Origin of the sequence: Actinoalloteichus fjordicus (assembly GCF_001941625.1) — a bacterium.
GTDB classification, from domain to species: domain Bacteria; phylum Actinomycetota; class Actinomycetes; order Mycobacteriales; family Pseudonocardiaceae; genus Actinoalloteichus_A; species Actinoalloteichus_A fjordicus.
Genome location: NZ_CP016076.1, coordinates 858,255 through 874,459 on the forward strand (window position 1 = coordinate 858,255; position 16,205 = coordinate 874,459).

General features: G+C 70.1%; 12 protein-coding genes and 1 pseudogene. 8 read left to right on the top strand and 5 right to left on the bottom strand.

Going from position 1 to position 16,205, the window contains the following annotated elements:
• The first annotated feature begins 148 nt into the window (after window positions 1-148).
• The 3 genes from UA74_RS04035 to UA74_RS04045 are packed head-to-tail and all read left to right on the top strand — an operon-like array spanning window position 149 to window position 4,700.
• Entirely contained in the window at window positions 149-1,606 is a 1,458-nt protein-coding gene (locus UA74_RS04035) for a 3' terminal RNA ribose 2'-O-methyltransferase Hen1 (RefSeq protein WP_075765940.1), read from the top strand.
• Window positions 1,603-4,188: a polynucleotide kinase-phosphatase gene (locus tag UA74_RS04040; RefSeq protein ID WP_075763819.1), complete on the top strand. Its 2,586-nt coding sequence runs from the start codon at window positions 1,603-1,605 to the stop codon at window positions 4,186-4,188. Before UA74_RS04035 ends, UA74_RS04040 begins: the two co-directional genes overlap by 4 nt.
• Before the next feature lie 53 nt (window positions 4,189-4,241).
• Complete coding sequence (locus tag UA74_RS04045) at window positions 4,242-4,700, top strand: hypothetical protein (RefSeq protein ID WP_075739027.1); 459 nt, start codon at window positions 4,242-4,244, stop codon at window positions 4,698-4,700.
• A gap of 426 nt (window positions 4,701-5,126) precedes the next feature.
• Here the strand turns inward: UA74_RS04045 and UA74_RS04055 are convergent, their stop codons facing one another.
• The 3 genes and pseudogenes from UA74_RS04055 to UA74_RS33915 all read right to left on the bottom strand — a co-directional run.
• The gene (locus UA74_RS04055) at window positions 5,127-6,005 is read right to left on the bottom strand and encodes a spermidine synthase (protein WP_075739031.1); all 879 of its coding nucleotides are present in this window, start codon (window positions 6,003-6,005) and stop codon (window positions 5,127-5,129) included.
• Between the two features lie 279 nt (window positions 6,006-6,284).
• Window positions 6,285-6,749: an LLM class flavin-dependent oxidoreductase gene (locus tag UA74_RS33910; protein WP_318533307.1), complete on the bottom strand. Its 465-nt coding sequence runs from the start codon at window positions 6,747-6,749 to the stop codon at window positions 6,285-6,287.
• A gap of 41 nt (window positions 6,750-6,790) precedes the next feature.
• A pseudogene (locus UA74_RS33915) lies at window positions 6,791-7,141 on the bottom strand (LLM class flavin-dependent oxidoreductase); the annotation flags it as partial.
• A gap of 491 nt (window positions 7,142-7,632) precedes the next feature.
• Here UA74_RS33915 and UA74_RS04065 point away from each other — a divergent pair.
• The 3 genes from UA74_RS04065 (at window position 7,633) to UA74_RS04075 (ending at window position 10,968) form a co-directional block, all read left to right on the top strand.
• Window positions 7,633-8,010: a winged helix-turn-helix transcriptional regulator gene (locus UA74_RS04065; RefSeq protein WP_198042916.1), complete on the top strand. Its 378-nt coding sequence runs from the start codon at window positions 7,633-7,635 to the stop codon at window positions 8,008-8,010.
• A 176-nt stretch (window positions 8,011-8,186) separates the two neighbouring features.
• Window positions 8,187-10,265, top strand: coding sequence for a thioredoxin domain-containing protein (locus UA74_RS04070; protein WP_075739035.1), 2,079 nt, complete (start codon window positions 8,187-8,189; stop codon window positions 10,263-10,265).
• Window positions 10,266-10,350: 85 nt separating this feature from the next.
• A complete protein-coding gene (locus UA74_RS04075) occupies window positions 10,351-10,968 on the top strand; it encodes a hypothetical protein (RefSeq protein WP_075743380.1) in 618 nt (205 codons plus the stop codon).
• 172 nt (window positions 10,969-11,140) lie between these two features.
• Here the strand turns inward: UA74_RS04075 and trhA are convergent, their stop codons facing one another.
• Together trhA and UA74_RS04090 are read right to left on the bottom strand one after the other, a co-directional pair.
• A complete protein-coding gene (trhA, locus tag UA74_RS04085; protein WP_075739039.1) occupies window positions 11,141-11,794 on the bottom strand; it encodes a PAQR family membrane homeostasis protein TrhA in 654 nt (217 codons plus the stop codon).
• Between the two features lie 328 nt (window positions 11,795-12,122).
• Window positions 12,123-12,383, bottom strand: a complete 261-nt coding sequence (locus UA74_RS04090; protein WP_075739040.1) for a hypothetical protein — start codon at window positions 12,381-12,383, stop codon at window positions 12,123-12,125.
• Between the two features lie 574 nt (window positions 12,384-12,957).
• Here UA74_RS04090 and UA74_RS04095 point away from each other — a divergent pair.
• Together UA74_RS04095 and UA74_RS04100 are read left to right on the top strand one after the other, a co-directional pair.
• Window positions 12,958-14,202, top strand: a complete 1,245-nt coding sequence (locus tag UA74_RS04095) for a DUF885 domain-containing protein (RefSeq protein WP_075763820.1) — start codon at window positions 12,958-12,960, stop codon at window positions 14,200-14,202.
• A 559-nt stretch (window positions 14,203-14,761) separates the two neighbouring features.
• A complete protein-coding gene (locus tag UA74_RS04100) occupies window positions 14,762-16,039 on the top strand; it encodes a PhoH family protein (RefSeq protein WP_232237796.1) in 1,278 nt (425 codons plus the stop codon).
• Window positions 16,040-16,205 lie beyond the last annotated feature (166 nt).

Sequence of the window (16,205 nt, forward strand, 5' to 3'; positions counted from 1 at the left end):
CCGCCCAGGGATTCGGCGTGGCGAGTGGGTACGACCGCGGGTGAAGCGGATCGCCGTCCTGAGCAGGCGCTCGGCCCTGTCCTCCCGGTGGAACGGTTGGACGGTAAACCGCCTGCGAACGAGCGTCCTGCTGGGGAAGGATGGCACGGTGCTGCTCACCGTGACCACGACTCATCAGCCCGCGACGGACCTCGGCTTCCTGCTGCACAAACATCCGGACCGGGTGCAGAGCTTCTCGGTGTCTGCGGGCTCGGCCCACGTCTTCTATCCACGGGCCGACGAGGCCGGTTGCACGGCCGCACTGCTGCTGGAGGTCGACCCGATCGCGCTGGCCCGGCGGGCGGGCCGGAGCGGACGTCAGGCCGCCGGGCTGGACTCCTACGTCAACGACCGGCCCTACGCCGCGTCCTCGATGCTCGCGGTCGCCCTGGGCTCGGTCTTCGGCACCGCGATGCGGGGCCGTTGCGAGGCACGACCCGAGCTGGCCGAGAGCGTGCTGCCCCTGGAGATCGAGGTCCCCGCCGCGCCCGTCCGGGGCGATGCGGGCCTGCCGCACCGGCTGTTCGCCCCGTTGGGCTGGCAGGTCGACAGCACGACGCCGCCGCTGGACGAGCGCCTGCCTGCCTGGGGCGACGCGCCCTACGCCCGGCTGCGCCTGACCGGTTCGATGCGGCTCTGCGACGCACTCAACCAGCTCTACGTGCTGCTGCCGGTGCTCGACGCGGGCAAGCACTACTGGGTGGCCGAGCAGGAGGTCGACAAGCTGCTGCGTGCCGGGTCGGGCTGGCTGGCCGGACATCCCGAGCGCGAGCTGGTCACCGCTCGATACCTGGCGCATCGCGGCGACTACGTGGCCTCGGCCCTGGGCAGGCTCGCCGACGAGGTCCCCGAGGACGAGGAGCCGGACCCGGTCGCCGACGTGCTCGCGCACCGCACCGCCCGGCGCGGCGAACATGCGCGGCAGCGGCGGCTCGCGGCGGTGACCGCGCTGCGCGCGGCCGGGGCCGCCCGCGTGCTCGATCTCGGCTGCGGCAGCGGGGAGCTGGTGGCCGACCTGCTGGCCGACCCCGGCTTCACAGCGGTCACCGGCGTCGACGTCTCGATGCGCTCGCTGCGGATCGCCGAACGACGAATCGGCGTCGACCGGCTTCCGGAGTCTCGGCGTGCTCGGCTGACCCTGCGCCAGTCGGCGCTGACCTACCTGGACGACGATCTCGTCGGCTACGACGGCGCGGCGTTGATCGAGGTCGTCGAGCATGTCGACCCCGCTCGGCTGCCCGCCCTCGAACGGGCCGTGTTCGGCCATGCCCGGCCGGGCACCGTCGTGGTGACCACCCCGAATGTGGAGTACAACGTGCTGTTCGACTCCCTGACATCGGCGGGATTCCGCCATGCCGATCACCGATTCGAGTGGACCAGGGGCGAGTTCGCGAGCTGGGCACGGCAGGTCTGTCATCGACACGGCTACCGCGTTCGCTTCGACGGGGTCGGGGCGACTCATCCGGATCTCGGGCCGCTCACCCAGCTCGCCGTGTTCAGCAGACAGGACGATCGGGGGCCCGTGGCCTCCGCGCGGTCCTCGGCGAAGGAAGGGGCGTCCGCATGAGCACGATCGCAGTGCCGCAGACCGCTCTCGTGGTGCTGATCGGCGCCACTGGCGCAGGCAAGTCCACCTTCGCGCGTACGCAATTCCGACCGTCGCAGGTCCTGGCCAGCGACGCTTTCCGCGCCCTGGTCGGCGACGACGAGAACGACCAGTCGGTGACGGTCCCCGCCTTCGAGGCCCTGCACCACGTGGCGGGTGCCCGGCTCGCTCTCGGGCGGCTCACCGTGATCGACGCGACGAACGTGCAGCGACAGGCGAGGGCGAGCCTGGTGCGTCTGGCCAAGGAGCACGACGTGCTGCCGGTCGCCATCGTGCTGGACCTGCCCGAGGGCGTCTGCGTCCGGCGCAACGCCGAACGCGCGGATCGCGACTTCGGCGCGGACGTGGTGCGTCGGCACCGAGCCGAGCTGCGGCGGTCGATCAAGGGACTGGCCAAGGAGGGCTTCCGCCGGGTCCACGTGCTGCGCAGCCCCGAGGAGGTCGCCGACGCCGAGATCGTCCTGGAACCGCTGCGCAACGACCTGCGGGGCGAGACCGGCCCGTTCGACGTGATCGGCGACGTGCACGGCTGCCGGGCCGAGCTGGAGGCCCTGCTCGGCGACCTCGGCTACCGGCTTCGTCGCGACGCCGAGGGCCGGGCGGTGGGAGCCGAGCACCCGGCAGGGCGGCGGGTGGTGTTCGTCGGCGACCTCGTCGATCGGGGTCCGGACACTCCCGGCGTCCTGCGACTGGCGATGGGCATGGTCTCCGACGGCACGGCCCTGTGTGTCTCGGGCAATCACGAGGCGAAACTGCTGAGAGCCCTGCAGGGCCGGAAGGTCTCGATCGGTCACGGCCTTGGCGAGTCGCTGGCCCAGCTCGCGGCGGAGCCGCCGGAGTTCACCCGGCGTGTGCAGGGCTTCTGCGACTCGCTGCTCGCGCACTACGTGCTCGACGAGGGCAGGCTCGTGGTGGCGCACGCGGGACTCCCGGAGCGCTATCACGGGCGGGCCTCCGGGCGGGTCAGGAGCTTCGCGCTGTTCGGGGACACCACCGGCGAAACCGACGAGTACGGGCTGCCCGTCCGGTATCCGTGGGCGAACGACTATCGCGGGTCCGCGATGGTGCTCTACGGGCACACGCCCATCCCGCAGGCGGAATGGGTGAACAACACGCTCTGCCTGGACACCGGCTGTGTGTTCGGCGGCAGGCTCACCGCGCTGCGCTATCCGGAGCGCGAGCTGGTCTCGGTGCCCGCCCAGCAGGTCTGGTACGAACCTGCCCGCCCGCTGTCCTCGCCCGCGCCCGCCGCCGAGGCAGGCGCGGACACCATGCCTGCCAGGGTCGAGCCCGACGTCCTGCGGATCGAGGACGTCGCGGGCAGGCGCACCGTGCAGACCGCGCACCACGGCCGGGTCACCGTTCGCGAGGAGCAGTCGGCGGCCGCACTGGAGGTGATCAGCCGGTTCTCTCTCGACCCGAGGTGGCTGGCCTATCTGCCGCCCACGATGGCCCCCTCGCCGACCTCGGCACGTCCCGACCTGCTGGAACACCCGGACGAGGCCTTCGCGGCCTATCGCGGGGCCGGGGTGCGCCGGGTGGTCTGCGAGGAGAAGCACATGGGCTCCCGTGCGGTGGTCCTGGTGTGTCGGGACGCCGAGACGGCGCGGCTCAGGTTCGGCATGAGCGACGAGGAGCAGGCGGAGATCGCGGGCGCGGTCTACACCAGGACGGGCCGGTCCTTCTTCGGCGTGGCGGACACCCGACGGCTGCTCGACCGGGTTCGGCGAGCCTGCGAGACGGCAGGGCTCTGGGCCGAGCAGGCAGGCGGGTGGCTGCTGTTCGACGTCGAGCTGCTGCCCTGGAACGCCAAGGCGGACGAGCTCATCCGGGAGAACTTCGCCGCCGTCGGCGCCGCCGCAGAGCTTGCCCTGCCCGCCGCCGTCGCGAGCCTCTCCGCTGCGGCGTCGCGAGGCGCCGACGTGGCGGAACTCCTGGCTCGCACCACGCGACGTGCCTCCGATGCTGCCGCGTTCCGCGAGGCCTACCGCCGCTACTGCGCGCCGATGTCGGGGCTTGACGACGTCCGCCTGGCGCCGTTTGAGCTCCTGGCGGCCGAGGGCTCGACCTTCGAGGACCGGCCGCATGACTGGCACCTGGCCGTCGCGGATCGGCTGGTGGCGGCCGCGCCTGCGACCTTCCGCACGACCCGCCGCGTCGAGGTCGATCTCGACGATCCCGCCGCCGTGGAGTCGGCGGTCGCCTGGTGGACGGACCTGACCGCCGAGGGCGGCGAGGGGATGGTGGTCAAGCCCGCCGACAACCTCACCAGGGCGAAGGATCGCCTGGTGCAGCCGGGCCTGAAGGTGCGTGGCAGGGAGTATCTGCGGATCGTCTACGGCCCCGACTACCTCCAGCCCGCCAACCTGACCCGGCTAAAGGACCGGAAGCTGGACACCAAGCGATCGCTGGCCCTGCGGGAGTACGCGCTGGGGCTGGAAGGCCTGGCGCGGCTCGTCGCGGGGGAGCCGCTGTGGCGGGTGCACGAGTGCGCCTTCGCGGTGCTGGCGCTGGAGTCCGATCCGGTCGATCCGAGGCTGTGAGCGGGGCGGAGAGGCGACTTGCGCCTACTTCCGAAATAGTTCAGAATTGCGGTATGGCCTCTGACGTGCACTGGAGTGAGTTGCAGCGTGATCCCAAGGGCGTGGCCAAGCTGACCGAGGAAGGCGACGTGCGGGTCCATAGACGAGACGGGCCCGATCTGCTGCTGACCCGAGAAGATCGGGCCAACAGCAGGGCGGAGGGTGCGCTCGATGCGGCCCGGCTGGTACGGGGCCTGCTGTCACAACTGGATGCCCCGAAGTTGGCGAGTGCGGCGGCTGTCGAGTTCCCCTGGGTGGACGTTCTTCCAGAGCATGCTCGCCGAGCCTTCGTCGAGGACCTTGCCAGGGCATTTCGGGTATCGGCCGAGGTCGGACGGTGGACGGTGGTCGCGCAGACGGTGCGGGAGTGGAAGGCAACCGCAGTCATCTACGCGGACCCGGAGCTGTCCGCTCAGTTGTCCGGTCCGTTGGACGGTGACTTCGGTCCGGTGCCGAATCCGATGGAGACGTGAGCAGTGTCAGGAAAGCGTGGTGATCGCGCAGCACCGCCTCGACGCCCGGAGGGGTGGCTTGTCCGGTTTGCCACCTCGGAAGCGGCGAAAGGGTGGGAGGAGTTGTGTCGAGATGCGCCGTCGAACACCTGGGAAGCCTGGGTCATCCTTTCAGAACGGCCGACGAATCCGGAGCGGCCTGAACGGCAGCATCGACTGCGTGGTGAGTTCTCGACCCGCGTCATCCGGGGCCGGGTATTTGACCAGTGGCAGTACGAGGCGACCTCGGGCGGTCGGGTCTGGTACTGCCCTGATCAGGCGCAGCGTGTCGTCTGGCTGACCCTGGCGGGAACGAGGCACCCGAAGATCACCGACTAGAGGCTTCGGCGGCCACGTCGTTCGGCGCGATTCGTGGTCTGGCTGGACCAGCCCGTTCCTCGGCACGGCTCACCGCCCGAACACCCCCGAGGGCGGCAGCGGTGAGGCCGTGGCGTCGGCGTCGCCGACGGGCGTCGCGGTGCCGATGAACTCGGCGAACGCCGCGCCCTCGAGCAGCCGGGCCGCCGTCGGGTCGCCCGCCGTTCGTCTGGTCAGCTCGGCCACCGGCAGCGGCGCGGCTGAGCCCACCAGCACCAGGTTCGAGAACCGCCTGCCCCGCAGCAGCCCCGGCTCGGCCATCAGCAGAGTCTCGGGAAAGACCGAGCGCAGGGTGGCCGCCTGCCTGCGGGCGAAGGACAGCGGCGGGCCGTCGGCCACATTGACCGCGTAGACGCCGCCGGGTCGCAGCAACCCGGCGGCAGCGGTGACGAACTCCGCCGAGGTCAGATGGGCAGGCGTGCGGGCCCCGGCGAAGACGTCCACGATCAGCAGATCCACCGAGTCCGGCCGCTGTCGGGACAGCCACTCCCGTGCGTCGGCGCCGCTGACTCTGATCCTCGCCCGCTTGTCCCACGGCAGCTCGGTGCGGACGAACTCGGTGAGGGCCTCGTCGTACTCCACCACTCGCTGTCGGGAGCCCGGTCGGGTGGCGGCGACATAGCGCGGCAGGGTGAGCGCCCCGCCGCCGAGATGGACGACGTCGAGCGCCGCGCCCGGCTGTCCGACCAGGTCGACCACGTGCCCGAGGCGTCGGACGTATTCGAAGAGCAGATAGCTCGGCTCGGCAAGGTCGACGTGGGACTGCGGGGTGCCATCGACCAGTAGTGTCCAGGCGTCGCGGCGATCCGAGTCCGGCCGCAGCACGGCCTCGCCGCCGGTCACCGTCGCGCTCCTGGCGTCGGCCGTCCACCGCGCCCGACCCCTGGCCGCCGCTCGTCCCGCGTTCATCCGCCCAGTGTGCGGCATCCGATCGGGTCGGCCTCGACGGTGCGGGCGCTCGAACTCCTCGGCGCGCGCAGGAACGGCGGATCTCCCGCCCACCGGACCTGCACACCGGTGCGGCCTCGCCGACGGCGAACCGCACCCGGGACGACGGCGGCAGACTGCCGGGTCGGCACCGTGCTGCCGGGGCGGCGCGCAGGCGGTTGCGGTGCTGATACCGGCTCCGGCCGGTGTGGTGGCCGCAGGCAGCCGTCACCGGCGGCCACCCTGCCTGGTTCCGGCGGCTTACCGGACGGCCTCGGCGAGTTTCTCGATCTCGTTCAGGTCCGGCACGGCTGGGTGGAAGATCAGCTCATCCGCCCCGATCGCGGAGAAGGACTCGATGGCGGCCTGGACGCCTGCCGCCCCATGGTGGACATTGCCCGCGATGAAGTCGGCGGTATCGCTCCCGACCGCCGAGTAATAGTCACGGACGTTGTCCTGCCCGGTGGCCAGGTCGTCGTGGGCGAAGTAGGCGATGGCCACGAGTCTCGGCGAGCCGTCGCGGCCTGCCTCCTTCCATGCCTGCCGCGCCGCGTCGAAGCTGGGTTCCACCATCGGGGCAGGCACCGAACCGGCGACGTATCCCTCGCCCCATTCGGCCATCCGCCGGTACGACGCGGGCGCCGATCCACCGAAGAGCAGCGGAACTGCGCGAGTGCCGGTGGGTACGGCCGAATTGGTGCCCCGCCGACAGGCCTGCCGCTCCAGACGTCCTGGTAGACCGCGAGATCGCTGTCGATGCGCTTGCCGAGCCCCTTGGCGGGCAGTCCGTCGACGACGAAGTCATCGGGTCGGTTTCCGCCGATCCCGACGCCCAGTGTCAGCCGTCCGCCGGACAATCCGTCGATGCCCGCCAGCTCCTTGGCCAGCAGAACAGGCGGCGTGGTGGTGGCCAGCAGGACGGTGCTGGTTAAGCCGATGGTCTTGGTGACGGCGGCCGCAGCGGCCAGGGCGATGGTGTCCAGCACGGCCGGATAGGCGATTCGACCTATCGTGGCCAGCGCGGAGAAGCCGGCTCGCTCGGCTCGCGACGCCCATTCTGGAATTATCGTCGGGTTCACGTCGCGGATCTGATTGGGTATTCCGATGCCGATCTTCATGGTGTGCGTATTACCTTCCTGGGCGATTGAGATCCAAGGGGTCGAGTGTGCGGGCCGAACTCATGTCCCGGGCACGGTGCCGCCTTTCATGATTCCGTTTGTCGGATGACGTCCGTCATCGGGAATGTTCCGAGTGCCGGTCCAGGCCGGGGCCGAGCACTGCCGTCACCGGCGTGCGGTCGGTGTTGCGGAGCCTGCCCGGTGTGCGGGATGCGAGCAGGCCGCCTGCGAGGGCTGGTCCGCGTGCGCTCCGTCCACTCGGGAGAGATCGCTGCGTGGCGCATGTCACCGGGCCGGTCGGAGCCCGCAGCGGATCGTGGGACCGCCCGCCGATGCCTGCGGCGCGGAACGTCGAACTCACGGGAGTGTTCACGGGCACCGCAGCTGCCGACGAGGTTGCGTGATCATGCCGCGAGCATCCCTGCGCCCCGCCAACAGGGGCAAACAACCAGTAAGTCACTAATGTCTTGTAAGTTGGTAGGGTCTCGCGCGTGGTGACCAGAGAACCGCACCGGGGGCCCGCGTCGCAGGCAGGCTTCGATGCGGCCGACGAGGAGAAATGTCGGAGTTTCCTCGACGCGGTGGAACTCGTCGGCAAGAAGTGGACGGCAGTGATGCTGCTTGCCGGAGTTCAGGGCGCCCGCCGCTTCCGCGAATACCGCAACCATGTACCCGGCATCTCGGACCGGATGCTGGCGCAGCGATTCCGTGAACTCGAAGCCAACCGGCTCATCGAACGGACGGTGGTGCCGACGACTCCGGTGCTCGTCACCTACGTTCCGACTGAACGGGGCCGAGGGCTCCTCGCCGCGCTGCGGCCTCTCATGGAGTGGAGTCTGCTCGATCGTGACCGCTGCGATCATCGGTAAGCCGCTGTAGCGGGAAAGCGAGAACCTGTCCGCCGCGCCGTGCGGCGCCGTCGGTGACGCGCTCGACTTCGCGCGGCCGGGGCCGCCGGGCCTGCGCATGCGGGAGGACCAGGCGACCGGCACCGAGCGCGGCCCTTTCCCTGTCTTCCGCGCCGCAGGCTGCCAGAGTAGGGCTCATGGCGAACCGCTTGGCAGACGCGACGAGTCCCTACCTGCAACAGCACGCCGACAATCCGGTGGACTGGTATCCCTGGGGCGAGGAGGCGTTCGCGGAGGCGGTGCGGCGGGACGTGCCGGTGCTGCTCTCCGTCGGCTACGCGGCCTGTCACTGGTGTCATGTCATGGCGCACGAGTCCTTCGAGGACGAGGCGATCGCCGCCCTGCTGAACGAGAACTTCGTCAACATCAAGGTCGACCGCGAGGAACGGCCCGACGTCGACGCCGTCTACATGACCGCGACCCAGGCGATGACCGGCAGCGGCGGCTGGCCGATGACCTGCTTCCTCACCCCGGAGGGTGAGCCCTTCCACTGCGGCACCTACTACCCGCCGACCCCGCATCCCGGCATGCCGTCGTTCCCGCAGCTCATCGACGCGGTGGCGGCGGCCTGGCAGGAGCGGCGCGGGGAGGTCCGCGAGGCGGCGACGCGGATCGTGGCGGGCCTCGCCGAGCAGACCGCGCCGCTGCCCGCCGCGCCCGTGGACGAGACCACCCTCGTCGAGGCGGTGGCCACCCTGACGGCGGTCTTCGACCGTACTCGCGGCGGGTTCGGCGGGGCGCCGAAGTTCCCGCCGTCGATGGTGCTGGAGTTCCTGCTGCGTCATCACGAGCGCACCGACGACCCCGGCGCGCTCCACCTGGTCGAGCAGACCTGCGCGGCGATGGCCCGTGGCGGGTTGTACGACCAGCTCGCGGGCGGATTCGCCCGTTACAGCGTGGACGCGGGCTGGGTCGTGCCGCATTTCGAGAAGATGCTCTACGACAACGCCCTGCTGCTGCGGGTGTACGCCCATCTGGCTCGGCGAACCGGCTCGGCGCTGGCGGGCCGGGTCGCGGTGGAGACGGCGGAGTTCCTGCTGACCGAGCTGCGCACCGGCCAGGGCGGCTTCGCCTCGTCGTTGGACGCCGACACCGACGGCGTGGAGGGCCTCACCTATGTGTGGACCCCGGACGAGCTGATCGAGGTGCTCGGGGAGCAGGACGGTCGCTGGGCGGCGGAGTTGCTTGCGGTGACCCCCGAAGGCAGCTTCGAGCACGGCAGTTCGACCTTGCGACTCCTTGCCGACCCGGATTCCGTGCCTGCCGCAGGGCCTGCGGGGGATGCTCCCGCCGTGGCGGCGGCCGCCGAGTACGGCGGCGAGGCGCGGTGGCAGCGGATCAGGACCACGCTGCGGGCCGCCCGGGATCGCAGGCCCCAGCCTGCCAGGGACGACAAGGTCGTCACCGCATGGAACGGCTTGGCGATCACCGCTCTGGCGGAGGCGGGCGCTGCGCTGGATCGGCCGGACTGGGTGCGGGCCGCTGTCGAGGCCGCCGAACTGCTGCTGAACCTGCACCTGATCGACGGCAGGCTGCTACGCAGCTCTCGGGACGGGGCGGCGGGCAGCGCCAGGGGAGTGCTGGAGGATCACGGCTGCCTGGCCCAGGGGCTGCTGGCCCTGCATCAGGCCACCTCGGAGCCCCGCTGGCTGACCGAGGCCGAGACCCTGCTCGACGTGGCCTTGCAGCACTTCGCCGACCCGGAGATCGCTGGCCTGTTCCACGACACCGCCGACGATGCGGAAGCTCTGGTGCGCAGGCCCTCCGATCCGGGCGACAACGCGAGCCCGTCCGGTGCCTCCTCGCTGGCCGAGGCCCTGGTGACCGCCTCGGCGCTGACCGGCCCGGTCCGGTCGGGCGCCTACCGAGCCGCGGCGGAACAGGCGATGGCCAGAGCGGGCGTGCTGATCGCCAGGAGCCCCCGATTCGCCGGGCACTGGCTCACCGTCGCCGAGTCCCTGGTCGCGGGCCCGCTGCAGATCGCGGTGGCGCTGGCTCCGGCGGACGCCGAGGGAGAGGTCCTGTTGTCGATCGCCCGCTCGCTCGCCCCCGGCGGCACGGTGGTGGTGGCCGGACAGGGCGCGGACCCCGGCGTCCCGCTGCTTGCCGATCGCGCACCCATCGACGGCGCCTCGGCAGTGTTCCTGTGCCGGGGTTACGTCTGTGACCTGCCCATGACACGTCCCGCCGAACTCAGCGCCGCCCTCACCCGCTGACCGGGAACAAGACGACGAGCCGCCGTGTTGGATGGGATGTAATTAAGTAATCCTTGCAACGGAGGTTCACATGTACGCACGATTCATGGCCGCCGGACGCGGTCCGCACGGCTGGGGCGGCGGTCCCGGCCACCGCTCAGGGCGCGGCAAGGGCGGCGGGCGCGGGCGTGGCGGCTGGCAGCAGGCCGAACTGCCCTCGACCGACGACGCGGCCGCCTGGTTCGCAGGCCGTCTTCCCGACGACTGGTTCGTCGGGGCGCCGGAACTCACGGTGGACCGGGAGGAGATCCTGCTGGTCGGCGAACTGCCCGCGCTCGACGAGGCCTTCTCCGACGACGCGGCACGCGGTGCTGCCGAGTCGGGTCGGATCGCCCGCTTCCGCGAGCAGACCAGGGAGGATCGCATCGAGATCGCCCGACAGGCCGAACACCGCTACGACCGGAAGGTCGCCTGGGGCGCTCGCCTCGGCAGTACCGAAGAGCACTTCACGACGGTCTCGGTGCCGGTGATGACCAGGCTGCGTCAGTCGGAGCGGCTCGTCCTCGACACGCTGGTCGATGCCGGGGTGGCCCGTTCGCGATCCGAGGCCCTGGCCTGGGCCGTGCGGCTGGTCGGCGAGCATGCCGACGAGTGGCTCGGTGAACTGCGTGAGGCCATGGCCGAGGTCGAGAAGCTCCGGTCCCAGGGGCCCGATCTCGGATGACCGACGCGCGGGGATCGCGGGGTCGGCGGCACGCATCGCCGACCCCGAGACGGTCGTCCTCCGGCTCCGGCCCGGTGGTGATCGATCGGCCGTGCGATCCCACGAGCCTGCCCGGCTCGCGAACCTCGGCGCGGCGGGCCCACGGTGTCGGCGACGATCCGCCGCACCCGGCTCAGGCGTACAGCACCAGCCAGATCGCCACGTAGTGGCAGAGGGCCGCGACGACCGTCGTGGCGTGGAAGAACTCGTGATAGCCGAACACCGACGGCCAGGGGTCCGGCCAGCGAGTGGCGTAGAACACCGCGCCGACCGTGTAGAACACCCCGCCGACGATCAGCAGTACGAGCGCCGCGACCCCGGCGTTGGCCCCGATCTCGGGCATCACGAAGACCGCGACCCAGCCGAGCCCGATGTAGATGGGCACGCCCACCCACCGTGGCGAATGCGGCCACAGGAGCTTCAGCGCGACGCCTGCCGCCGCGCCGCCCCAGATCACCGACAGCACGATGACCCCGGTTCCGGGGGACAGCGCCAGGAAGGCGAACGGTGTGTAGGTGCCCGCGATGAACAAGAAGATCATCGAGTGATCGAGACGCTTCATCCACGCCCGGCTCGACGCGCTCGACCAGTGGCGTCGGTGATACAGCGCGCTGACGCCGAACAGACCGAGGACGGTCAGCACGTAGATGGTCACCGATACCGCTGCGCGTCCGGAGACCGTCGCCGCAGCCATCACGATGAGCGTGCTGCCCGCGAGCAGTGCGGTGAAGAAGGACCAGAAGTGAATCCAGCCGCGCATCCGAGGCTTCACGAGCGGCTTCGGCATGGTCGGTGTCGTCACGCGACACAGGTTACGGGACCGTAGGTTACGGAACGGTAGCGTGTGGGCGGCGACACTGCGAAGTGGCGTGCCGGGGTGGGCGCGGTGCGCCGTGCCGTCGGCTCTCGCCGATGGCGCCGCACGGCCCTTCGCCGTTCGCGAGGCCGTTCGCAGTGTCGTTCACGAAGCCGTTCGCGAGGCCGTTCGCGACTGCCGCAGCGGTGACGCCGCCCGGTCGAGGACGGGTGGCGGCGGACACCCGATCCGGGCTGCCCGCACATACGACGTCGGGGCGCCGGGCCCGAAGGCCCGACGCCCCGACTGGTACACCGACTCAGTCGTCGATGAAGGTGTGGTTGCCCACGTCGTTGATCTGCGGCGCGTTGGTGCAGTGGCTGATCTGCGGCGAGGCGATCGGGATGATCGCGCCCAGGATCGCGACGTTGTTGCCGCACAGCTGGATCGGCAGCACGCTGAGCTGGTTGTCGTTGAGGATGTTGATGCCGTCATTGTCGTAGCTTCCGGCGTGAGCGGCCGGAGCCAGCATCAACAGTCCGGCTGCAGCAGCGGCGACAGCGCCTGCCTTCTTCAGCACTTGGATTCACTCTCCTCAATTATTTGAGATATAACTCGGGATTCCCGGTGCACCGTCACCCGAGGCGTCCGAAGACGACTCGGGCAGTAGAACCTCGCGGTTCCACAGTCCCCGTCAGGGCCGTCGTGACCGACGTCGCGGGGTTCCCGTCGTTCGGAGACCGCCCAGCCGGGCTGAATGCGGAAATCCGCGACAGGCGTTTTCGGTCTCCGAGCCACTCCCGGCGACCGGTTCGGGGTCCGATTCATGGGCAAGCCATGGACCGGTGTTCTCTTGTCGAAACCGAAAGCTACTAGGTGTTTTCCCATGATGGGAAATCGAGTCACACTATTGTGTGAAATCTGATTCGGGTAGGTGCGAAGATCATTCAATTGGGTGAACTCTATAGGGTGTAGATCGACGGAAAGGTGTATTTCACTCGATAGTGATCGGTGCAGGTGATCGGTGCATCGTCGCCGATGGGTGTCGGTCCGAGCTGGTCAGCCTGGGCTGGCCGGGTCTGCGTCGGTGTGATGACTTTGGTATAAGGCGGCTCTCGTGGAACAGGGGGTCCGGCCCGTAGGCTCCCCGGTCCATGGACGGCAACCAGCTCGTGCGCGAGTACCTGCTGCTCGGACTGCGCTTCGACCGGCTGGTCGAGGGATTCGTCGACGCCTACACGGGAGATCCGCGACTCCGGCGTCAGGTGGACGGCGAGCCGAGGCCCGTTCCCGGCGTACTCGCCTCGCGGGCCGCCGAGCTGCGTGCGGAACTGCCCTCGGTCGGTCTCGACGTAGGCCGAACCCGATTCCTTGCCGCACAGCTCACCGCACTCGAATGCTCGGGGCGTCGACTGGCGGGGGAGCCGATCGGATTCGTCGACGAGGTCGAGGCCTATTTCCAGGTCCGGATCACGCCAGGCGACCAGGACGTGTATCGGGCCGCGCACGTCGAGCTGGACTCGCTGCTGCCGGGAAGCGGGTCGTTGCCCGATCGACTCGCCGAGCTGCGACGGCGCGACGAGGTCCCGCCGCATCGACTCGAAGGCTGTGTCGTGGAACTCTCCGGCGCGCTCCGCGAACTGGTCCGAGGTCGATACGGCCTGCCCGATCAGGAACGGGTCGAGTACCAGGTGGTCAGCGACAAGCCGTGGAGCGGTTTCAACTACTACCTCGGCGACTACCGCTCGCGGGTCGCGATCAACGCCGACATCGGCCATCGGATGGCCCACCTGGCGCACCTGGTGGCGCACGAGTCCTATCCCGGTCATCACACCGAGCACTGCCGAAAGGAGGCGGGCCTGCTCGGCAGGCAGGGCTTCGAGGAGCAGGCCCTCTTCCTGGTCAACACCCCGCAGTGCCTGATGGCGGAGGGACTGGCCGATCTCGGCCTGCACGCGATCATCGGACCGGGGTGGGGGCCGTGGACGGCCGAGATCATGGCCGACCTCGGGCTGCGGATGGAGGGCGAACTCGTCGAACGGGTCGAGACGGCCAGGGCCGGGCTGCTCGGCGTGCGGCAGGACGCCGCGTTGATGCTGCACGATCGGGGCGCGGACGAGGAGGAGGTCGTGGCGTTCCTCCGTCGCTGGCTGCTGATCTCGGACCGTCGAGCCCGCCAGTCGCTGCGCTTCATCGCCGATCCGCTGTGGCGGGCCTACACCACGACCTACGTGGAGGGCTACCGGCTGCTGCGGAGCTGGCTCGATCTGAGACCGGCCGCCGAACCACTGGCCTCCCGGTATCTGAGACTGTTGGACGAGGCCCTGGTGCCGGAGTCCGTCCGGGTGGAGACAGCCGCCGCCGAACGGGTGAACGAGACGAGCGCCGAGCGGTGGTGACGTATCGGGCATCTGCGCCTGTGACGGCTGTTTGTGCCCGCAATGAGGTCGACGTTTCACCTGTTCGGGCCTGTCCGAATGGTTTCCTGCCCTGGTTTGGCCTGCACGTAGCGTGCGGGTGTCTATCGACCGAATCACCTGTGTGGCCCGTGCCGGCAGCCCCCGAGCAGAGGTAGCGTCCGAAGAGGCGAGTCGTGACGGAGGCGGCCCGCCCCGGGAGGCTCACGTCGTGGCTTTGACGGGTACGACAGCGGATGGCAGGCGGCAGCCCTGCCGATCCGGTCGTTCGGGGCGGACACGGGGCGGTCTCTCGTCCGCCGGTGTCCGTTGCGGACGGCGACGGCGTACCCGAACGGTCGCCGAGCGCGCCCGGCCCACCGAGATGCGGCCGCGTCGCCGTGGTCGCTAGGGAGTTGCCGTGACTGCACCCCGTTCTTCGAGGCGGTCCGCCAGCCGTACCTCCAGCAGCGTGTCGAACACCCCGGAGGTGACGGCCGAACCCGCCAGGCGGGCCACCCGCGCACGCGGGACCCGCACGAAGGATCGCACCGCCACCTACGTGCTCGACACGTCGGTCCTCTTGTCCGATCCCTGGGCGATCACCAGGTTCGCCGAGCATTCCGTGGTCCTGCCGCTGGTGGTGATCAGTGAGCTGGAGGGCAAGCGGCACCATCCCGAACTGGGCTGGTTCGCCCGCGAGGCGCTTCGACTCCTGGACGACCTGCGGCTCCGCCACGGGCGGCTGGATCGTCCGATCCCCGTCGGGGAGGCCGACGGCACACTGCACGTCGAGCTGAACCACACCGATCCCACGGTCCTGCCGCCGGGCTTTCGCACCGATTCCGGTGATGCACGCATCCTCGCCTGCGCGTTGAATCTCGCGGCGGAGGGCAGGCGGGTCACCCTGGTGACCAAGGACATGCCCCTCCGGGTGAAGGCGGGCTCCGTCGGACTGGTCGCCGACGAGTACCGGGCGCAGAACGTGGCCCCTTCCGGGTGGACCGGGATGGCCGATCTGGACGTCGAGCACGAGCTGATCGACGCCCTCTTCAAAGAGGGGACCGTGGATCTGGACGAGGCACGGGACATGCCGTGCAACACGGGACTCCGGCTGCTCTCGGGAACGGGCAGTGCACTGGCCAGGGTGACGGCGGAGAAGCGAGTCCGGCTGGTCCGAGGCGACCGAGAGGCCTTCGGCCTGCGGGGTCGCTCGGCCGAGCAGCGGATCGCGCTCGACCTCCTGCTCGATCCGGAGATCGGGATCGTGTCGCTGGGCGGCAGGGCAGGCACCGGCAAGTCGGCGCTGGCGCTGTGCGCGGGGCTGGAATCGGTGCTGGAACGGTCGCAGCATCGGAAGGTGGTGGTCTTCCGACCGGTCTATGCGGTCGGCGGTCAGGAGCTCGGCTACCTGCCCGGCAGCGAGAGCGAGAAGATGCAGCCGTGGGCCGAGGCGGTGTTCGACACCCTCGGCGCCCTGGCGGGGCAGCACGTGATCGACGAGGTGGTGGATCGGGGGATGCTGGAGGTCCTGCCGCTGACCCACATCCGAGGCCGGTCACTGCACGACTCCTTCGTCATCGTCGACGAGGCCCAGTCCCTGGAACGCAACGTGCTGCTCACCGTGCTGTCGCGGCTGGGCAGCAATTCGCGGGTGGTGCTCACCCATGACGTGGCGCAGCGGGACAACCTCCGCGTGGGCAGGCACGACGGTGTCGCGGCGGTGATCGAGAAGCTCAAAGGCCATCCGCTGTTCGCCCACGTCACGCTCACGCGCTCGGAGCGATCGCCGATCGCGGCCCTGGTGACCGAGATGCTGGAGGGGGACTCGCCGCTCTAGCCGGAACTCCCCGTCGTGACGCCGGTGCCTCCTTCGCGCCGGCGTCACGCAGGTCCGGCCCCGTGACGTCCCCGGGTTCGGCGGGTGGTCTCAGAGCCTGTCTTTGATCCCCAGTTTCCTGTTGCGCGGGGCCAGCGCGGCGCCTGCCCTGCGCAACAGGACAGCA